Annotated in this window: 16 protein-coding genes; 13 read left to right on the plus strand and 3 right to left on the minus strand. The window is 71.2% G+C overall.

What is annotated here, in order from left to right:
- Positions 1-5 precede the first annotated feature (5 nt).
- The 3 genes from OQ02_RS16585 (at position 6) to OQ02_RS16595 (ending at position 3,440) form a co-directional block, all read left to right on the plus strand.
- Positions 6-677: a DUF2867 domain-containing protein gene (locus tag OQ02_RS16585; RefSeq protein ID WP_063747088.1), complete on the plus strand. Its 672-nt coding sequence runs from the start codon at positions 6-8 to the stop codon at positions 675-677.
- Between the two features lie 122 nt (positions 678-799).
- On the plus strand, positions 800-1,837 hold the full coding sequence (locus OQ02_RS16590; RefSeq protein ID WP_033439353.1) for a methyltransferase: 1,038 nt from the start codon (positions 800-802) through the stop codon (positions 1,835-1,837).
- A gap of 46 nt (positions 1,838-1,883) precedes the next feature.
- Complete coding sequence (locus tag OQ02_RS16595) at positions 1,884-3,440, plus strand: aspartate aminotransferase family protein (RefSeq protein WP_033439354.1); 1,557 nt, start codon at positions 1,884-1,886, stop codon at positions 3,438-3,440.
- Between the two features lie 110 nt (positions 3,441-3,550).
- Here the strand turns inward: OQ02_RS16595 and ccrA are convergent, their stop codons facing one another.
- A complete protein-coding gene (ccrA, locus tag OQ02_RS16600; RefSeq protein ID WP_197043368.1) occupies positions 3,551-4,780 on the minus strand; it encodes a crotonyl-CoA carboxylase/reductase in 1,230 nt (409 codons plus the stop codon).
- A 168-nt stretch (positions 4,781-4,948) separates the two neighbouring features.
- Positions 4,949-5,986, minus strand: a complete 1,038-nt coding sequence (locus tag OQ02_RS16605) for an NAD(P)-dependent alcohol dehydrogenase (protein ID WP_197043369.1) — start codon at positions 5,984-5,986, stop codon at positions 4,949-4,951.
- A 720-nt stretch (positions 5,987-6,706) separates the two neighbouring features.
- Between OQ02_RS16605 and OQ02_RS16610 the strand changes: the two genes are divergently transcribed.
- The gene (locus OQ02_RS16610; RefSeq protein ID WP_033439356.1) at positions 6,707-7,693 is read left to right on the plus strand and encodes a 3-oxoacyl-ACP synthase III family protein; all 987 of its coding nucleotides are present in this window, start codon (positions 6,707-6,709) and stop codon (positions 7,691-7,693) included.
- Positions 7,690-8,571, plus strand: coding sequence for a 3-hydroxybutyryl-CoA dehydrogenase (locus OQ02_RS16615; RefSeq protein WP_197043370.1), 882 nt, complete (start codon positions 7,690-7,692; stop codon positions 8,569-8,571). The genes OQ02_RS16610 and OQ02_RS16615 overlap by 4 nt, the downstream gene beginning before the upstream one ends.
- 85 nt (positions 8,572-8,656) lie before the next feature.
- Here OQ02_RS16615 and OQ02_RS16620 read toward each other — a convergent pair whose 3' ends face one another.
- Complete coding sequence (locus tag OQ02_RS16620; RefSeq protein WP_051772412.1) at positions 8,657-9,607, minus strand: MBL fold metallo-hydrolase; 951 nt, start codon at positions 9,605-9,607, stop codon at positions 8,657-8,659.
- 316 nt (positions 9,608-9,923) lie between these two features.
- Between OQ02_RS16620 and OQ02_RS41000 the strand changes: the two genes are divergently transcribed.
- The 8 genes from OQ02_RS41000 (at position 9,924) to OQ02_RS16665 (ending at position 20,243) form a co-directional block, all read left to right on the plus strand.
- Positions 9,924-11,516: an ABC transporter substrate-binding protein gene (locus OQ02_RS41000; protein WP_197043371.1), complete on the plus strand. Its 1,593-nt coding sequence runs from the start codon at positions 9,924-9,926 to the stop codon at positions 11,514-11,516.
- An 11-nt stretch (positions 11,517-11,527) separates the two neighbouring features.
- Positions 11,528-12,454: an ABC transporter permease gene (locus tag OQ02_RS16630; RefSeq protein ID WP_231500078.1), complete on the plus strand. Its 927-nt coding sequence runs from the start codon at positions 11,528-11,530 to the stop codon at positions 12,452-12,454.
- Positions 12,451-13,326 carry an ABC transporter permease gene (locus OQ02_RS16635; protein WP_033439359.1) on the plus strand — a complete coding sequence of 292 codons (876 nt, stop codon included), beginning with the start codon at positions 12,451-12,453 and terminating at the stop codon, positions 13,324-13,326. Before OQ02_RS16630 ends, OQ02_RS16635 begins: the two co-directional genes overlap by 4 nt.
- Positions 13,323-14,297 carry an ABC transporter ATP-binding protein gene (locus OQ02_RS16640; RefSeq protein ID WP_033439360.1) on the plus strand — a complete coding sequence of 325 codons (975 nt, stop codon included), beginning with the start codon at positions 13,323-13,325 and terminating at the stop codon, positions 14,295-14,297. The genes OQ02_RS16635 and OQ02_RS16640 overlap by 4 nt, the downstream gene beginning before the upstream one ends.
- A complete protein-coding gene (locus OQ02_RS16645) occupies positions 14,294-15,277 on the plus strand; it encodes an ABC transporter ATP-binding protein (RefSeq protein WP_033439361.1) in 984 nt (327 codons plus the stop codon). The genes OQ02_RS16640 and OQ02_RS16645 overlap by 4 nt, the downstream gene beginning before the upstream one ends.
- A 307-nt stretch (positions 15,278-15,584) precedes the next feature.
- Complete coding sequence (locus OQ02_RS16655; RefSeq protein WP_156077090.1) at positions 15,585-17,147, plus strand: hypothetical protein; 1,563 nt, start codon at positions 15,585-15,587, stop codon at positions 17,145-17,147.
- Complete coding sequence (locus OQ02_RS16660) at positions 17,140-18,960, plus strand: TOMM precursor leader peptide-binding protein (RefSeq protein ID WP_051772415.1); 1,821 nt, start codon at positions 17,140-17,142, stop codon at positions 18,958-18,960. The genes OQ02_RS16655 and OQ02_RS16660 overlap by 8 nt, the downstream gene beginning before the upstream one ends.
- Entirely contained in the window at positions 18,957-20,243 is a 1,287-nt protein-coding gene (locus OQ02_RS16665; protein WP_051772416.1) for a SagB family peptide dehydrogenase, read from the plus strand. The genes OQ02_RS16660 and OQ02_RS16665 overlap by 4 nt, the downstream gene beginning before the upstream one ends.
- Positions 20,244-20,254 lie beyond the last annotated feature (11 nt).

Below are 20,254 nucleotides of genomic sequence, written 5' to 3' on the forward strand. Positions count from 1 at the left end.
TTGAGATGGGGATCGGTGTCACCGGATCGGTGAAGCGGTTCTTCGCCTTGCGCGTGCCGAACTCGGAGTTCGAGAACCGGCCGTGGCGGATCCACGAAGTCCTCGACGAGGGGTTCCGGGTCGAGGACGTGTGGGCGTGCCCGACTCCGGGCGGTCCGGACGACCTCGCGACCTTCGTGCGGTACGTCGCCTCGCCCGAGAACGCGACGTTGCAGACCAGTCCGATGGTCCGCTGGCTGTTCTCCCTGAGGTGGCGCATCGGCAAGATGCTCGGCTGGGACAAGGAGGAGCAGCAGGTGGGGAAGCGGGTGGCGTCGCTGCGCGACAACCTGCCGGCTGACCTGCTGGACCAGCGCGGACCGGACATGGCGCTGGCGCCGTTCAAGTCGGTGTTCCTGACGCACGACGAGTGGACGGCCGAGTTCTCCGCGTCCATGGGCCACATCGTGATGCACCACGGCTGGGTGCTGGGCGAGGACGGCAAGCACTACTCCCAGATGACGTCCCTGGTGAAGCCGTACGGGGTGTTCGGGAAGGCGTACATGGCCGCCATCCAGCCGTTCCGGTACCTGGTCGTGTACCCGCTCCAGTTCCGGGTGATGCGGAAGGTGTGGCCGGACGTCCTGCGGGACTGGTCGCAGCCGCGCACCGGGTCCGAGGAATCGGAAGGCAAGTAAGGCCGCGCCGACGGGCTGCCGGTGCGGCGACCGCGGACGGGTGCCGTCCGCGGTCGCCCGTCACCGCGCCGCCGGCAACGCCCCGCACAGTCACCGCGTGACCACGCCAGACGGGAAGACTCATGACTGAGACGAAGCACAAGCAGCAGCTGTTCGACCTGGTGTTCGGTCACATGGCCGCGCAGGCGGTGGCCACCGCGGCACGCCTCCAGGTGGCCGACGCGTTCGGCGACGACGCGCGGACCGGCGCCGAACTCGCCGCCGCGATCGGCGCGGACGCCTCGGCGACGACGCAGCTGTGCCGCGCGCTCGCCGCGCTGGGCGTCCTGACCCAGGCGGAGTCGGGGCACTTCCGGCTGACCGAGACCGGCGCGCTGCTGCGCACCGACCGGCCGGACTCGTTCCACTCGTTCGCGCGGGTGTTCACCGACCCGGCCATCCAGTCGGCGTGGGGGCAGCTGGACGACGTCGTGCGCACCGGGGCCAGTTCCTTCCCGGCCGTGCACGGCAAGTCGTTCTTCGAGTACGTCGCCGGTGACCCGGGGCTGTCGGCCGACTTCCCCGTCGCGCTGCGGCAGAGCGCGGCGCAGACCGCGGCGGCCCTGCCGGACAGCTACGACTTCTCCGCCTTCGACACCGTGGCCGACATCGGTGGCGGCAGCGGAGCGGTGCTCGCCGCCGTGCTGGCCGCCAACCCCGGCCTGCGCGGCATCCTGTACGACGCCGCACCGGCGGTCGCCCAGTCCGACGCGACCCTGACGGCGGCCGGCGTGGCCGACCGCTGCACGGTGGTCACCGGCGACGTCGTCGCCGAGGTGCCCGCGGGCGCCGACCTCTACCTGATCAAGAACGTCCTCCACCACGGTGACAACGACCGCGCCGTCACCGTCCTCGAGAACATCAGGCGGGTGATCCCCGCGCACGGCCGACTGCTGATCGTCGACCCTGCCCTGCCGGAGACCGTCGACGGCTCGCTGCCGGAGACGATGTACCTGAGCGACCTGCACATGCGGGTCATCGGTGGCGGCAAGGGACGGACCCAGGCGGAGTTCGCAGGCCTCTGCGTCCGGGCCGGCTTCACCGTGACCAAGTTCGCCCTGCTGCCCGCCCCGATGGCCTTCTCGCTGATCGAGGCGGTCCCCGGCGACGGCAACAGCTGATATGGCAATCCACAACACCGTCCCAACCTGTAACCGGAGATAAAACATGGGCTCCTCCATCGGTTCGCCGGAATTCGCGGACTCGTTCATGGTCGAAAAGCTGAGCGAGTACGGCCTCGCGGTGCGCTACGAGCGCGCGGAGGGCAACAAGCTGTACTACGTCGCCGATGACGGCACCGAGGTCGGAGTCCTGGACGGTGTCAGCGGGTTCGGCTCGCTGATGTTCGGGCACAACAACCCGGAGATCGTCGAGCACGCCAAGTCGGTGCTGGACCAGCAGACCCCCGTGCACGCGCAGATGAGCGGCTACTCGTACGCGCTGAACCTGGCCGCCGAGCTGAACAAGATCGTGCGGCGGGAGCTGGGCACCGAGGACAAGTTCTACGCCCAGTTCGGCAACACCGGCGCCGAGGCCGTCGAGATCGCGATCAAGCACGCCGAGCTCGACCGCGGCATCCGCATCGCCAAGCTGAAGGGCGGGATCGAGGCGAACATCGCGCAGGCGCGCACGGCCGTCGCCGAGGGCGCCACGATCTCCGAGGCCGCCGCGGCGATCGCGGGCGGCACGGACGTGGACCGCCTCGTCGCCGAGGTGACCCGGCGCAACGCCGAGGTCGAGGCGCGCCCGGCGCAGTTCCTGGCGCTGGAGGGCGGTTTCCACGGCAAGCTCGTCGCCAGCGTCCAGCTCACCTACAACCAGGGCCTGCGCGTCCCGTTCAAGGCGCTCGCCGCGCAGACCCGGTTCATCCCGCGCGACCAGCCCGACATGATCGCGAAGGTCGTGGAGCAGGACCGCGCCGCGCTGCTCGACGTCGTGGTGCAGGACGGCGTCGTCGACGTCGTGGAGCGGGACTTCCCGGTGTTCACGGCGTTCCTGGTCGAGCCGATCATGGGTGAGGCCGGCATCTTCCCGCTGACGGCGGAGCTCGCCGTCGCGCTGCGCGAAGCGTGCGACACGTACGGCGTGCCGCTGATCGCGGACGAGGTCCAGTCCGGCATGGGCCGCTCCGGCACGTTCCTCGCGGGCACGCAGGTAGGCCTCAAGCCCGACTACATCGTCCTCGCCAAGGCGCTGGGCGGCGGCATCGCCAAGCTCGGCGTGGTGCTGATCAACGAGCACCTGTACCACCTGCCGTTCGAGTTCATGCACAGCTCGACCTTCGCGAAGGACGGCTTCTCCACCCGCATCGCGCTGAAGGTGCTGGAGATGCTGGAGGCCGAGGACGGCAAGGCCTACAAGATGGCCGCCGAGCGCGGCGCCAAGGCCAAGGCCGTGCTGGAGGCGATCAAGGCCGACTACCCGGAGATCGTGAAGGAGGTCCGCGGCCAGGGCCTGATGCTGGGCATCGAGCTGCACGACCAGGCCGGGTCGGCGTCGGCGAAGATCCGCGAGGCGAACGAGACCTCGGTGCTGCCGCTGCGCATCCTCGGGCACCTGCTGCGCAAGCACAACTTCCGCATCGCCCGCACCGCCAGCGGTCCGTGGACCATGCGCTTCGAGCCGTCGATCTACCTGACGGACGAGGAGATCGCCACGGTCGACGCGGCGTACCGGGACGTCTGCGAGATCCTGCGCAGCGAGGACGTCAGCCGCTTCGTGTGACGTGAAAAGCGCGGGACTCCTGGTCCGGAGTGGTCCTCACGGAGCCACTCCCCAGGAGTCCCGCGCTCTTGGGCACGAGACGCGGGCCGTCACCGGCTACCAGAGCCGGGTCACTGCTCCGCGGGCGCGTTGATCCGCACGGCCATGTTCCCGTACGGGTGCTTGTTCTCGTAGAGCATCTGGTGCGCCAGGCCGATGTCGTCGAAGTTGCCGGTCCACGACAGGCACGGGTCGAGCAGGCCGTCGGCGGCCAGCTGGATCACCTGGCGGCACTGCCGCAGGTTGGCGTAGTGCGAGCCCTGCAGTCGCTTCTGCCGCATCCACAGGTACCGCAGGTCGACGTCGGCGTTGTAGCCGGTGGTGCCACCGCAGATCACCACCATGCCGGCCGTGTCGCACAGGTACATCGACGTCGGGATGGTGTCCTGGCCGGTGTGCTCCAGCACCACCCGCGGCGCGCGGCGCTCGCCGAGCACGTCCCAGAACTTCTTGCCGAAGGCGCGGGCGCCCCGCGTCCAGTCGGCCATCGCCTTGGCGTCGCGGATGTCGGGCAGCCGGCCCCAGTGGTCGAACTCGGTGCGGTTGATGTAGCCCTTGGCGCCGAGGTCGATGCACCGCTTGCCGCGATCGTCGTCGGACACGACGGCGATCGGGATGCCGCCGCGCTGCCGCGCGATCTGGATGGCCATCGACCCGAGCCCGCCCGCGCCACCCCAGATCAGCACCGGGTCACCGGGCTCGACGGTGTGCGGCGCCCAGCCGGTCAGCTGGTTGTAGGCGGTGGGACCGGTCAGCAGGAAGCTGGCCGCCTCCTCCCACGACAGCGCCGCCGGCTTGCGGTGGCACTGCAGGTCCTTCACGAGCGCGAACTGGGCGAAGGAGCCGAAGTTGGTCTCGTAGCCCCAGGCCCGCATGGTGGTGGAGGCGTTGCCGTCGAAGCCCATCCGGACGTCGTCCGCGCCCTCGTCCCAGACGCCGGAGGACAGCACGACCTCGTCGCCGACGGACACCGAGGAGACGCCCGGACCGACGGCCCAGACGATGCCCGACCCCTCGGAGCCGCCGATGTGGAAGTCCTCCGCGGCGCCTTCCTTCTGCCGCGCCGCCACGACGTCGACCGGGTACCCGAGCGAGGACCACACGTTGTTGTAGTTGATGCCGGCGGCCATCATGTAGACGAGGACCTGGCCGTGGCCGACCTGCGGCACGTCCACCAGCTCCGTCGCGAAGGCCTTCTCCGGCGGGCCGTACCGCTCCGGCCGGATCACCGACGCGTACATCCGGTCGGGGACTTCACCGAGCGGCGGGCGCACGCCGAGCTCGAAATGGTCAGCAGTCATCTGAATCTCCTTGAGATGGGCATGTTCCCGATTCTGTCCACCGCGATCGCTCCCCGGCCGCGATCGGAAGATCCGCGCGAAACTCCTCGGCTGGAGACCCCGCTGTACCGTCCACACAGGACGCGGGGGGTGTGGCACGACCACCGGGCCGGCGGTCGTCGGCACTGCTCAGTCCATCACGAGTACGGGCTTGATGGCCCGGCCTTCCAGTGACGCCTGCTCGGCTTCGTTGACCTCGGCGAACGGGAAGTTCTCCAGCATGCGGTCGAAGGGGAACCGCCCGTCGCGCCAGAGCTGGATCAGGTGGGGGATGAAGGTCTGCGGGTCGGCGTCGCCCTCGACCACCGAGACGAGCTGCTTGCCGTTCAGCGTGTGCCCGCCGAGCACGACGTCGCCGGCCTGGATGCCGACGGAGGCGCAGATCCCCCGCGACCGCATGCTCTGCACGGCGGACACGATGACGGCGGGCACCCCGGTCGTGTCGATGCTGTAGTGCGTGCCTTGGTCGGTGAGCTTCCGGATCTCGGCCACGACGGCCTCGTTGTCGCCGCCCAGGATCGTCGTCGTGGCGCCGAGTTCGGCCGCCAGTTCGAGCCGGGACGGGTGGAGGTCGACCGCGATGATCGACTCCGCGCCGGCCGCCTTCGCGGCGAGCAGCGCGGCGAGGCCGACCGAGCCGACGCCGAAGATGGCGACGGACGAACCGGGCTGCACGTCGAGCACGTTCAGCACGGTCCCGGCGCCGGTGATGATGCCGCAACCCAGCGGTGCCACCACGTCCAGCGGGAGGTCGCGGTCCACCACCACGGCGCTGCGCGCGTCGACCACGGTCCTGGTGGCGAACGTGGACTGGCCGAACCAGCGGGCCATGACGGGCTTGCCCTCGCCGTCGGTCGCCGTGGCGCCACCGGTGCCGAGCATCCCCAGGATGTTGCGCTGGAGGAAGGTCTCGCAGTACGCGGGGTGGTTTTCCGAGCACTGCGAACAAGTGCCGCAGTAGGCGAAGGTCAGCACGACGTGGTCGCCGACCTCGATCCCGGACACGTCCGAACCGATCCACTCAACCACGCCGGCGGCTTCGTGTCCGGTAATCATGGGCAACTTGTCCGCGAACTTCGGGTTTCGGGCAACCGCGTCGCTGTGGCAGAAGCCGGTCGCGGCCACCCGCACGACGATCTGATCTTCACCGGGGTGATCGAGGGTCACTTCCTCGATTGTGTAAGGCCGGTCACCGGCCCTGAGTACCGCGGCGGAAGCGCTGATCATCGGTTGATCCTCTTCATAAAGTGTTTGGTGACAAGGGTCACGGACGACAGGCACATTACTTGCCGCGGCGCGATCGGTGGGGTGGGTCGCGCAACACCGGTGGTGGAACGGGGAAGTCGGGCGCGGTCCACCGGGCACCGCTGGTGAAGCGACCGCGCCGGACAGTCACCGGTTCGCTCCCGGCACCGTGCCGGACTCGATCTACGACGGCAGGTCGCCGGGTCGACGCCGGCGGGGCGACGGCCGGAACCCGCGCTGTTCAAAGGGCTGCGACCGCGTCGAAAGCCGTTGTCCGCCCGTGCCGGCACGGGGATCGCGGTCCACGCGCCGCCGTCGCGGACCCGGTTCCGCGCGGTAGTTGTGAACGCCCGTCGGCGGTCCGCCGGTGGTGCCGCGAGTGCCTTCGGCTTTCCGATGCGGGGATGTCACATCGGCCCTCCCGAACCGTTCCTTTGAGGACAATGGAGTCCGTGTGGCCGGCCGGATCCGGCGAATCCTCCGCCGAACGACGGCTGTAGTATGGTCCGGGCTCTGGGGTTGGGTGTCATCCACCGACCCGGGCCTGCGGGCGCGGATTCGCGCGAAACCGGCGGAATCCGCTACGAGGCACGACTTACCGGACTCTCACGACTTACCGGACTCTGGGGGAAGAGAAGCGCCGTGGCTATTGGCATCTTAGGCACTGGATCTTACGTGCCAGAGCGGGTTGTGACGAACGACGACATCGTCGCGTTGGTGCCCGACGCGGCACCTGAGTGGATCCTGCGCAAGACCGGGATCGAGACGCGGCGCTGGGCCGCCGCGGACGAGGCGACGTCCGACCTCGCGGCGCACGCGGCGCGGCGGGCGCTGGAGCACGCGGGGCTCCCGGTCGAGCGGATCGACCACCTGATCGTCTCGACGTCGACCGGCGACTTCCCGCAGCCGCCGACCGCGACCCTCGTGCAGCACCTCATCGGTGCGACGGGCGCGGCGTGCCTCGACATCAACGTCGTCTGCGCCGGTTTCGTCTACGGCCTGGAGCTGGCCCGCGCCCTCGTCGGTGCCAGGCCCGGTTCGCACGCGCTGGTGATCGGCGCCGACCTGTACTCGCGCATCCTGAACTTCGACGACCGCCGCACGTCCGTGCTGCTGGGCGACGGTGCGGGTGCCGCGGTCATCGGCGAGGTCCCCGACGGGCAGGGGTTCATCGACATCGACCTCAGCAGCTACGGTGACGCGCAGGACCTCATCAAGGTGGAGGCGGGCGGCAGCCGGAACCCGGCGACCGTCGAGACGGTCGCGAACGGCGGGCACCTCTTCACCATGCAGGGCCGCGGTGTCCGCGACTTCGTCATGGACAACCTCCCGCCCATCCTGGAGAAGCAGCTCTCGCGCGTCGGCCTGACGACCGAGGACGTGGACTGCTTCGTGCCGCACCAGGCCAACGGCGTGCTGCTGCGCGAACTGGTCGAGCGCTGCAACCTGGGCAGCGCGCACACCCACCTCGTGGTGGAGAAGTACGGCAACGTCGGCAGCGCCTCGGTTCCGGTCGCGCTGGACGACGCCGTCCAGTCCGGACGGATCAAGGACGGTGACCTGGTGCTGCTGGCCGGTTTCGGTGGCGGCATGTCGGTCGGCTCCGGTCTGATCCGGTGGTCGTCGTGAACGACGTCCAGCGGGTCGGTGTGGTGGGCTGCGGGCAGATGGGCGCCGGTTTCACCGAGATCTGCGCGCGCCAGGGCCTGGACGTCCTCGTCTTCGCGTCCAGCGAGGCTTCGGTGGCCCGTGGTCGGGAGCGGCTGGAGCGCTCGCTCGACCGCCTGGTGCAGAAGGAGAAGATCGACGGCGCCGAGCGCGACGCCGTCCTCGGCCGGGTGGCTTTCTCGACGGAGCTGAAGGATCTTCACGATCGCGACTTCGTGCTGGAAGCGATCGGGGAGAGCCTGGCGGACAAGACCACCGTGTTCGCCACGCTCGACGCGGCGATCGAGGACCCGGCGGCCGTGCTCGCGTCGACCACCTCCTCCATCCCGATCATGAAGATCGCCGCGGCCACCTACAACCCGGGCCGGGTCGTCGGCGTGCACCTGTTCAACCCGGTCCAGGTGATGCCGCTGGCGGAGGTGATCGGCTCCCTGCGCACCTCGGAGGCGACGCTCGCCAGGACCGTCTCGTTCATCGGGGACACCCTCGGCAAGAAGGTGGTGCGGGCCAAGGACCAGACCGGGTTCATGGTCAACACCCTGTTCGTGCCGTACCTGATGTCGGCGGTGCGGATGCTGGACGCGGGCGTCGCGACCGCGGAGGACATCGACCGCGGCATGACCGGCGGCTGCGGCCACCCCATGGGACCGCTCGCGCTCTGCGACCTCATCGGCCTCGACACCGTCGTCGCCGTCGGGGAAGCGATGTACGAGGAGACCAAGGAACCGCTGCACGCACCGGCGCCGCTGCTGCTCCGGATGATCGAGGGCGGTTTCCTCGGTCGCAAGAGCGGGCGCGGCTTCTACGAGTACCCGACGGGTTCCGGCAAGCGCGCCTGAATCCGGTGGTGCGGCCGGCAACGGCAGGAGGCCCACTGGGCGGCTGGGGCCGCTCAGCGGGCCTTTGTGCTCGATCCTGCGGGGATCAGGGACGGAGAGGACCCGGGGCGGACCCGGACTTCCAGGACTCCTCCAGTTCCATCATCTGGCGCAGCACGTCGAGCCCGGCGGGCGTGCCGTCGCCGTTGAGCTCCCGGTAGACGGCGCCGATGTTGAGGATCACGCGCTCGGGGTGGTCGAGGTCGGCGAACGGGCCGAAGTCGAACTCCCGCGCCGCCTCAAGGGCCGACATGCCCCGCTCGCGGGTCGATGTGGCGTGGGCCTTGAGGCTTTCGAAGTAGTCGCGGACCCCGACCACCTCGGACCTGCCGCCGACCGGCCCGTGACCGGGGACGACCGTCTCGACGTCGAGGTCGAGGATCACGTCGCAGGCGCGGATGCAGTTGTCGACGGGTCCACTGTGGATCACGCCGTGCCCGCCGAACACGAGCACGTCACCGGCGAACACGACCCGTTCGTCGGGGACGTGCACGATCACGTCGCCCGTCGTGTGCGCGGGACCGACCTCGATCAATCGCACGGTCCGCGTGCCGACCGCCAGCTCCGACTCGCCGTCGAAAGTGGTCGACGGGTAAGTCGGGGTGATGCCGGAGAAATCGAAGTGCTCCAGCAGGACGCGCAACTGCGGGTCGGCCAGGAACTGGGCCGTGGTGTCCGGGCCGGCGTGGCGCATGGCCCGCGCCGCCTCGGTCGAGGAGACGATCTCGGCCCCCGTCACGAGCTCGTTCCCCCACCAGTGGTCACCGTCGTGGTGGGTGTTGACCAGGAACCGGATATCGGCCGTCGGCAATGCCCCGGCGATCGCCGACAACATCCGCCGGGTCTGGTCGAGGGTGTACATCGTGTCCACCAGCAACGCCTCGTCGCCACTGCACACCAGGCCCGCGTTGTTGTACCCGATGGCGCAGCTGCCCTGCAGGTAGGCGTAGGTCTCGGGGGCGAGCCGGTGCACGCCGGTGGTGTAGGGAACGGGCACAAGAACTCCTTGTCGGTGAATACCGGCGGACGAAGCGCAGTGTTTATCTGCCCATCAACTACCAGACCACCGCACCTGTGTGTGCCGTATAGGAGAACCCTATACGCGGTGCTGGGAAACGGCTTGACCGTCCCATCGGGGTCCGGCATCATCGCCCGCGATGTCCGTGCGAAGCTCGTGTGCACGGGCGTGTCCCGATTTCCGCGGGGAATTTCTCGAACTATTTCGATCAAGGCGATTGTCGCCTGCCGGCGTGCGCCGGCCTGTCGCAGTGGTGCGATCGGCGGTCGCGGCGCCGGATGGGGGGAGGACCGGAATGTTCCAGTCGATCGGAAAACCCAGTCGGAGGAGGAGCGCCCTCGCCGCGGTCGCGGTGCTGGGCGTGGTCCTCGCCGGCTGCGGCGGTGGGGGCAAGGGGCCGGCGTCGTCCGAAGCGGCGAACGCGCCCGCGGACCCGAACGCCACGCTGCGCTTCAGCTTCGCCACCGACGCGAGCAAGAACTACGACCCGGTGACCGCGGCGAACCCGTTCGTCACCACGTTCCTGCTGCCCGCCTACGACCGCCTCCTGGACATCGACGCCAAGGGCAAGGTCGTCCCGATGCTCGCGGAGAAGACGGCGCTCTCCGACGACGGCCTCACGCTGACGCTGACGTTGCGCGAGGGCGTGGTCTTCCACGACGGCACGCCGTTCGACGCGACCGCGGTCAAGGCGAACATCGAGCGGGCCAAGACCGCCGAGCGCTCCACGTTGAAGCCCGAGCTCGCCGTCGTCACCGCGGTCGACGTGGTCGACCCGCGCACCGTCGCGCTGAAGCTGTCCGCGCCGGCCGCGTCGCTGCCCGCCCAGCTCGCCGACCGCGCGGGCATGATGGTCTCCCCGCAGGCCTTCGCCAAGCCCGACCTGGCCCTCGCGCCCGTCGGCACCGGGCCGTACCGGGTGGTCGAGGGCGGTCAGCCCGGCGTGCTGGTCGTCTACGAGCGCTTCGACGAGTACTGGAACGCCTCGACCACGGCCGAAGCGGTCAAGCGCATCGAGCTGCACATCCAGCTCAACCCGGAGACGCGCCTGCGGTCCACCGGCGCGGGTGAGTTCGACGCGACGATGATCAACCTCGACCAGTTCAAGGCCGCGTCCGACACCAAGTTGCAGGTGCTCTCGCAGCAGGGTGCCGGCGCGTTCCAGATCTACCTGAACATGAGCAAGAACCCGGCGCTGGCGAAGCCCGAGGTGCGGGCCGCGCTGTCGATGGCCCTGGACCGGAACGGGATCTCGCAGGCGCTCCTCGGCGGGCAGTGCACGCCGTCGGCGCAGATCTTCCCGAAGGACTACTGGGCCGCAGCGCCGGACCTCGGGCCGGACGCGGCGAAGTTCGACGTGGCCGCCGCCAAGCAGAAGCTCGCCGACGCCGGTTTCCCCGACGGCTTCACGATGTCGATGACGTCGGTCAACGTGGCGCCGTACTCGACGGTGACCGAGGCCGTCGCCGCGCAGCTGCGCGAGATCGGCGTGACCGTCGAGCTGAAGATCGCCGAGCCGGCGCAGGTGATGGCCGGGTTCGTCGCGCAGAAGAGCGTGGACTCCTACGTGTCGTTGTGGCCCGGCGCCGTCGACCCGGCGCAGACCGTCGCGTCGCTCTACCTCCCCGGCGGCCCGCTCAACCCGGGCGGCGCACCGGACGAGGAGATCACCCGGCTGGCTGCCGAGGGCCAGGCCACGCCGAACGGCGAGGCGCGGGAGAAGGTCTACCAGAAGATCGCGGCTCGCGCGGTGGCGGTGACCAGCCACCTGCCGATCTGCAGCGCGCCGCTGCTGCTGATGGCCTCGACCAAGGTCCGCGGTCTCACGTCCACCGTCGCCGGGGCGATCGACCTGCGCGCCGTCAAGATCGCCGGGAGTGCTCCCTGATCCGGGTGGTGATGGGTCGCCTGGCCGCACTGGTGCTGCTGGCGTGGGTCGTCTCGGTCGCGGTGTTCTCCTTGGCACTGCTCATCCCCGGCGACCCGACCAGCACGCTCTTGGGCGACCAGGCGACTCCCCAGCAGGTAGCGGCTCTGCGCGCGAGCCTCGGCCTGGACGACCCGGTGCTCGTCCGCTACGGCGACTGGCTCGGCGGGGCGCTGCGCGGTGACCTGGGCACGTCGATGCTCACCAGCTACGAGGTCACGCAGGCGATCTCGGACCGGATCGGGGTCACCGTCTCGCTGGTCGTGCTGTCGCTCGTCGTCTCCGTCGTGGTCGGGTTGCTGATCGGCGTGGTCGCGGCGGTGCGGCAGGGCGGCCTGTTCGACCGGATCGCGCTGCTCACCTCCTCGGTGGGCATCGCGATGCCGAACTTCTGGCTCGGCCTGGTGCTGGTCACGTTCCTCGGCGCGGAGCTGGAGCTGTTCCCGACCAGCGGCTACGTCGACCTCGGTGAAGACCCGGGGCTGTGGGCCGCGCACCTGGTCCTGCCGGTCCTGACGCTCGCGGCCGGTGGCGCGGCGGAGATCGCGCGGCAGACGCGGGCGAGCGTGGCCGACACCCTGCAGCTGGACTTCGTGCGAACGCTGAACGCCAAGGGGCTTTCCCCGATCAGCGTGGTCGGCAAGCACGCCCTGCGGACGGCCCTGATCCCCGTGGTGACCGTGATCGGGTTGCAGGTCAGCCGGCTGTTCGGGCTGTCGGTACTGGTGGAGGCGGTGTTCGGGCTGCCGGGGATCGGATCGCTGATGGTGAGCGCGGTGTTCGAGCGCGACATCCCCGTGGTGCAGGGCACCGTCCTCGTGACCACCCTGGTGGTGGTCGTGGTGAACCTGCTCGTCGACCTGTCCTATCGCCGGCTCAACCCGAAGACGGCGGCATGACCGTGGATGCGGAAGAAGACCGGCCGGAGTCCGCGTTGCGGGCGTTCCGCCGCCGGTTCGTGCGCAAGCGCCTCGCGGTCGGGATGGCGGTGGTGCTGGCGGTGCTGGTGCTGATCGCGGTCTTCGGCCCCTGGCTCACCCCGCAGGACCCCAACGCCCAGAAGCTGCTCGACCGGCTCGCCCCGCCCGGCGCGGAGCACTGGCTCGGCACCGACGACCTCGGCCGCGACGTCGCGTCGAGGTTGATCGTCGCCACCAGGGTCACCATCTACGCGGGCGCGCTGGCCACGGCCGTCAGCCTGGCGATCGGGCTGCCGTTCGGGCTGCTCGCCGGCTACCTGCGCGGGTGGGTCGACGCCGTGCTCAGCCGGGTGGCGGACGCGCTGATGGCGATCCCGCCGCTGCTGTTCGCGCTGGCGATCCTCGCCGTGCTCGGCCGCGGCGTCACCAACGCGATGATCGCGGTAGGCGTGACGATGGCGCCGCAGTTCTACCGCGTGTCCCGTGGTGTGGCGCTGGCGATCCGCGAGGAGACCTTCATCGAGGCGGCGCGGTCCATCGGCTGCCCGACCACGCGGATCATGCGCACGCACGTGCTGCCCAACATGCTGTCGCCCTTGATCGTGCAGGTGTCGATGACGATGGGCTTCGCGATCCTGATCGAGGCCAGTCTGTCGTTCCTCGGGCTCGGCGTGCAGGCGCCGGACGCGTCGTGGGGCTCGATGTTGCAGCGCTCCACCCAGTTCGCGGCCGAGGCGCCGTGGCTGGTGCTGCTGCCGGGTTTCGCGATCCTGCTCTCGGTGCTGGCGTTCAACACCGTGGGCGACGCCCTGCGCGACTCGGTCGGTCGCGAGAACCGGAGGCTCGGGTGAGCGTTTTGGAGGTGCGCGACCTGGTGGTCGAGGTCGCCGCCGGTAACGGTCCGCTCGTCGTCGTCGACCGGGTGAGCCTGTCGGTCGACGCGGGCGAAACGCTCGGGCTGGTGGGCGAGTCCGGCTCGGGCAAGACGCTCACGGCGCTCGCGGTGATGCGGCTGCTCGGGTCGTCGGCGCGGATCTCGGGCGGGCAGGTGCTGCTTGACGGCGTCGACCTGACCGGGCTGGACGAGCGGCGCATGCGCGAGGTGCGCGGCGGCCGGATCGGGATGGTCTTCCAGGAGCCGATGACGGCCCTCGACCCGGCTTGCACCGTCGGGGAACAGGTGGCCGAGACCGTGCGCCGGCACCTGCGGCTCTCGCGCAAGGACGCGTGGGCGCGGGCGGTGGCGCTGCTGGACCGGGTCGGCATCCCGTCGGCGGGACGGCGCGCCCGGGACTACCCCCACCACTTCTCCGGCGGCATGCGGCAGCGCGTGGTGATCGCGATGGCGTTGTCGTGCGAACCGGTGGTGCTGCTCGCGGACGAGCCCACCACCGCCTTGGACGTCACCGTCCAGGAGCAGATCCTCACGCTGCTGGCCGAGCTGCGCGACGAGTCGGGGCTGGCGCTGCTGTTCATCTCCCACGACTTCGGGGTGATCGCGGACATCTGCGACCGGGTGGCCGTGATGTACGCGGGCCAGGTGGTCGAAACCGCGCCGGTGCGCGAGCTGTTCGCCACGCCGCGCCACCCGTACACCGACGCGTTGCTGCGCTGCGTGCCCGGCGCGGAGGTCGGTCGCCTGGCGACGATCCCCGGCACCGTGCCGGGTTTCGACGCCTTGCCGCCGGGCTGCCGGTTCGCGCCCCGCTGCGCGCACACCGCGCCGTCGTGCGTGGCCGGCCCTGTCGCGCTGGAGGTCGTCGACCAAGCGCACCAGGCGCGGTGCATCCGGCTCGCCGACCTGACGGAGGTGCCGTCATGACCTTGTTGGACGTGCGAGGGCTGGCGAAGTCGTTCCCCGCCAAGCGGTCCGGACTCCTCGGTCGCAGGGCGTGGGTGCACGCCGTCCGCGACGTGTCGTTCACGATCGAGCGCGGGCGGACGCTCGGCGTGGTCGGCGAATCGGGGTCGGGCAAGTCGACGGCGGCGCGGCTGCTGTCGGGGCTGGTGCGCCCGGACTCCGGTTCCGTGCGGCTCGACGGCGTCGACGTGCTCGCGGCCCGAGGCGCCCGCCTGCGCGCGCTCCGCCGCCGGATGCCGATGGTGTTCCAGGACCCGTACTCGTCGCTGGACCCGACGTGGCTGGTGCGCGACATCGTCACCGAGCCGCTTCGCCTTGTGGGACAACGGGATCGTCGCACGCTGACCGCGCGGGCCGACGAGTTGCTGGAACTGGTGGGCCTGACGTCCGCCTTCGGCCGGCGCTACCCGCACGAGCTGTCCGGCGGCCAGCGGCAGCGGATCGCACTGGCACGAGCCCTGGCGTGCGACCCGGACCTGGTCGTGCTGGACGAGGCCGTCGCCGCGCTGGACGTGTCCACCCGAGCGGGCGTCATCGGACTGCTGCAGGACTTGCAGGACCGCCTGGGCGTCGCCTACCTGTTCATCTCGCACGACCTGGCACTGGTCCGAGTGGTCAGCCACGACGTGGCCGTCATGTACCTGGGCCGGGTGGTGGAAAGCGGCCCGACCGCACAGGTCTACGCCGACCCGGCCCACCCGTACACCCGGGCGCTCATCGCCGCCGCACCGGTCCCGGACCCGGTGGTGCAGCAGAGCCGCCCCCGCCCGCCCGTCCGGGGCGAGGTGCCCAGCGCCCTGGCCGTCCCCACCGGCTGTTCCTTCCACCCGCGCTGCCCGCTGGCGACCGACCTCTGCCGCACGACCGAGCCACCACTGGTGGAGCAAGCCCTCGGCCACACCGCGGCCTGCCACCACACCGCACCGACCGCAGTGCTGTGAGAGCTTCACCGGTTCAGACCCGCTGCCGTCTGGCACAATCCGGCAGCGGACAGACCGGAGCGCGACGATTCACGGGCTTGTCAAGGGAGAAAAGGGGATCTGGATGCCGAACCTCGGTTTATCGCAGGACTTGCACGACCTGGCCGTCGACGTGTTCAGCGTGACCGGATCGGCGGCGACGATCGAGTCGCTCACCGGTACCACCGGGCAGCTCGGTGCGGGGACGACGTGCATCCCGCCGTGCAGCGCGTGTTCGGGGAACTGCTACTGCTGTAGCCCGTGCAGCTGCACGGATCCCGTGTAGTTCGTGCGGAGGACGATCAGGCTCACGCGTGGCGCCGTCGTGCTCCCGGCCGACGGCGCCGCGCGCGTCCTCACCCACCGCGGCACCACGACCCTCACCGGCCCGACCATCTACGAGTGGCTGCGGCGCCTGACGCCCTACCTCGACGGGTCCGCCACGCTCGACGAGCTGACCTCGGGCCTGTCGACCGAAAAACGCGACATGGTGACGCGGGTCGTGGACGCGTTCGAGACGGCGGGGCTGCTCCGCTCCGGTGCCGAGCCCGTGGGTGATCCGCTCGCCCTGCACCTGGACTCCGTCCGCGATGACGCCGTGGTCGCCGCGGCGCGCTATCGCGACGCCAAGGTGGCGGTGACCGGAGTCGGCCCGATGGCGGACGGCGTGGCTGCGGCCCTGCGGTCCTCGGGGATCGGCACCGTGCGGACCGGCCATTCCCCCGGTGACGGTGCGGACTTGGTCGTGGCGGTGCTGCACCACGTGGACGAGCAGGCGCGACCTGCCGACGTGTACGCGGTTCAGCGTGGCGACGAGCTGTGGATTCGCGCCGGTGACTGGGAACCGGCGCGCGAAGCGATCACCCGGTGGCCCGAGGAAGGCCCCGGCACGGCGATCTCCGGCACGGGGATCTCCGGCACCGCTGCCGCAGTCGCCGCCAACATGATCGGGACGGCGGCGTTCCGGCTGCTGACCGGCACCGCCGGACCCCGGGACACAGGTGACGTGGTCCGCCTGCACTTGCCCACGCTGCACGGCTCCTCGCACCGGTTGCCGACCGGGGCCGCGCCGGACGAGCCGTTCGACGTGTCCGCCGCGCGCCTGGTCGACCCGCGGACCGGTGTGCTCGGCGAGGTGTCCGAGCGCGACTACGCGCAACTCCCGCTCAACGTCGCCGCCGCGACGGTGGCCGGTCGGTCCCGGCCGGCGATCGGGGCCGGGCCGACGCCCGCCCTCGCCCGCACCCGCGCGGCGGTGCGCGGGTTGCTGTCGCACCTGACCCCCGAACCGGAACCGGGGTGCGGCCCGCCGGCGATGGGCGCGGGCGCCACCCGGGAGGAGGCGGTGTCCGCGGCGTTGTCCGAGCTGTGCGCCGGCCTGACCGCGGCCGAGCCCGACCGGTGCGTCCCGCTGGACCCGGCCGGGCTCGTCGGTGACGACGAGGCGGCGGCATACCGCGTGATGGCCGACATCCTGGGGCTGCGGGTGCAGGTGCACGACGTCACCGGTCCGCTCGGCCTGCCCACCCTGGCGTACGGGGTGGGGGACCGCACCATCGCCTACGTGAGCGCGCCGACCGCGGGCGCCACCCTGTCCGCCGGGCTGCGAGCCGTGCTGCTCGACGAGCAGTCGCGCCGGCACGGGCAGCTCGACTACGCGCCCGCGCCGGTGCCGCAGCTCGACCACCCGGCAACCGGTGCGCCCGGACCGGCGCCCGCACCGTCGACGACCTCTCGCGTCGCCGAAGTGCTCGCGGCACAGGGCCGGGCGCCCGAAGTGGTCGAGCTGGACCACGACCCGGTGGTGCGGAGCGTGCTCGGGCACGTGGTGGGGGTGACCGTCGGTGCCTGACGAGGTCGAACTGCTCGGCGAAGGGCGACTCCGCGCGGCGATCGCCGAACGGATCGGCGACGCACCCGGCGGGGGACTGGTGATCGCCGCCTCCGACCACTGGGACAGCGCGCTCCTCGACCACGCGGAGACCGGCGGACGTCCGTCCCTCTGCGTACACGTGGAACCCGGCAGGGTGGTGATCGGCCCCCTGGTCCGCCCCGGTGTGCCGGGCTGCCGCACGTGCGTGGACCGCAGGCGGCAAGGGATCGATCCGGACCACGCGGCGACCCTGGCGGCGCTGTCGGAGTGGACCGCCGGATCGGCCGGGCTGACCGACTTCGCGGTGCACGCGGTGGCCGCGATCGTCGCCGGGGAGGTCGCGGCGGTGGCCGGTGGTGACCGCCCGTTGACCGGGAACGCGGTGGTCACCGTGGACCTGGAACGGGTCCTCCCCGCCGTTCACGCGTTCCTGCCGGACCCGCACTGCCCCCGCTGCGCCGTGCCGACCGCCGACGAAGCGGACGTGCTGCGGCTCGACCCGCGCACCAAACCCGACCGGCAGGTGCTCCGCGTCGGCACCGTCGACCCGGCCGCGCTGCGACAGTCCTATGTGGACGACTTCGCCGGAGTGGTGCCCAACCTCTTCTCCGTTCCCGCGTGCGGGCTCCCGGTGGTCTTCGGTCCGACCGGCTGGCCGGACCACGTCAAGCCGGAGTACGGCGTCGGGCGGGCGCTCGACCACCGCACCGGCGAAGCGGCTGCCGTGCTGGAGGCGGTGGAACGACGGGCCGGGATGGGCCCGACCCGGCTCCCGGTGCGCGCCCGTTTCACCGACGTGGCGGCGTACGCGCTCGACCCGCGAACGCTCGGGACGCCGGACCCGCACTCGGGGTACCCGCCGTTCGACCCGGACCGGGAGATCGGCTGGGTGTGGGGTTACTCGTTCGGGCGCGGGGAACCGGTGCTGGTCCCCCGTTCGATGGCCTACTTCGGGCACGACCACAGCGGCGACCCCAAGATCGCCTACGAGACGTCGAACGGGTGCGCGCTCGGCGGCTGCGTCGAGGAGGCCCTGCTGCACGGGCTGCTCGAAGTGGCCGAGCGGGACGCGTTCCTCCTGACCTGGTACGCCCGGCTGCGCGCGCCGAAGGTCGAGCTCCGGTCGGCGCGACGGCCGGAGCTGCCGCTGCTGGCCGAGCGGATCGAGCGCGAGCACGGCTACCGGGTGCTGGTCTTCGACACCACCGCCGATCACGGCGTGCCCTCCGTGGCCGTGCTCGCCGTGGACTCGACGCCGGCGCGGGACCGGCCGGCGGTGATGTGCTCGGCCGGGGCGCACCTCGACCCGGAGAGCGCGTGCTGGTCCGCGCTCGGCGAGCTCGCGCTGTTCGTGTCGCGGCACGTCGAGGAGTACCAGGCCCACCAGGACGAAGCCGCCGCGATGGTCGTGGACAGCGACCTGGTGCGGCGAATGGACGACCACGCGGTGCTCTACGGCCACCAGGACACGGTGCCGCGCTGGGACTTCCTGCTCGGCACCGAGGACTCGACGACGTTCGCCGACGGGTTCGGCGGTGGCGTGGAACCCGCGGCGGACCTCCGTGACGACGTGCTGGGGCTGATCGACCGGTTCGCCCGCGCGGGTCTGGACGTGGTGGCCGTCGACCAGACGGGACCGGAGCAGCGCGCCGCCGGCCTGGCCGCGGTGAAGGCGATCGTGCCGGGTGCGCTGCCGATGACCTTCGGGCACCGCAACCGGCGCGTCACCGGCCTGCACCGCCTGACCCGCCTCACCGCCGACGTCAACCCGTTCCCGCACCCGTTCCCGTGACCGTCGACCGCCGCTACCGGGTTCGTCCGGACGTCTGGCTGACCGTCGACGCGGACGGCGGCCACACGCTGGTGCACGCGGGCAGGCGTGCCGAGCGGCTGGGCACGCTCCGATTTGGCGAACTGGACCTGCTGCGCGAGATGGCCGCCCGTCCGGTGCAGCCGCCTCACGCCGACCGCCCGCTCGTGGACCGCCTGTGCGACGGCGGCTGGTTGACGCAGCACCTGGAGATCGGCGGTCGCCCGCTGGTCACCGTGGAACCGCTGGGCCCGTCCCGCCGACCGCGCCCGACTCCACCCCCGGAGCCACGCCTGTCCCGGTTCGCCGTGCTGCGGCGCGAGGGCGACGCGCTCGTGCTGGAGGCCCCGTTGTGCCCGGCCCGTGTCGTGCTGCACGACGGTGCCGTGGTCGCCCTCGTCCACCACCTCACAGTCGGTGGAGCGTTCGTCGCGGACCTGCCGGCGGAAGGCGTCGACGACCTGGTCGCGCTGCTGGCCGGCTACGGCTTCCTGGAGGACGACCAGGGCGTGGTGGCCGACCAGTGGAGCCCGCACGAGCTGTGGTTCCACTCCCGCAGCCGCGCCGGCCACCACGACCTGCCGTTCGGCGCCACCGGCTGGGCGACCGACCACCCGGTCCTGCCCGCGCGGCGCGAGGCGTGGCCCGGACCGGCGGTGTCGTTGCCGGAGCCGGTGACGAGCCTGGCCCGGCCGATCGGCGTCACGCTCGACGCACGCCGATCGGTGCGCCGGGGCGACGACGAGAACCCCCTGACCCTGGCGCAGCTCGGCGAATTTCTGCACTGGTCGTCGCGCGTGCGCGAGCCGCTGGGGCCGGACCTGACCCGGCGGACGAGTCCGTCCGGTGGCGCGCTGCACGGGATCGGCGTCTACCCGGTGATCACCCGGGTGTCCGGCGTCGACCCGGGCATGTACCACTACGACCCGTTCGGCCACCGGCTGGAGCCCGTGCCCGCGCCCGCGTTCGCCGTCAAGCACCTCACCGCCGCCGCGGTCGCGTCCGCGCAGCACGCGTCGACACCCCAGGTGCTCTTCGTGCTCGCCGCGCGGTTCGGTCGGGTCATGCGGAAGTACCAGAGCATGGCCTACGCCCTGGTGCTGAAGGACGTCGGCGCGCTGGTGCAGACCATGTACCTCGTCGCCACCGCGATGGACCTCGCCCCGTGCGCCCTCGGCGCAGGCGACGCCGAGGTGTTCGCCACCGCGACCGGGCTGCACCCGCTGGAGGAAGCAAGCGTCGGGGAGTTCATCCTGTCGTCATGACCCGGTGCTGC

The sequence above is a fragment of the Saccharothrix sp. NRRL B-16314 genome (genome assembly GCF_000716595.1).
Taxonomy (GTDB): domain Bacteria; phylum Actinomycetota; class Actinomycetes; order Mycobacteriales; family Pseudonocardiaceae; genus Actinosynnema.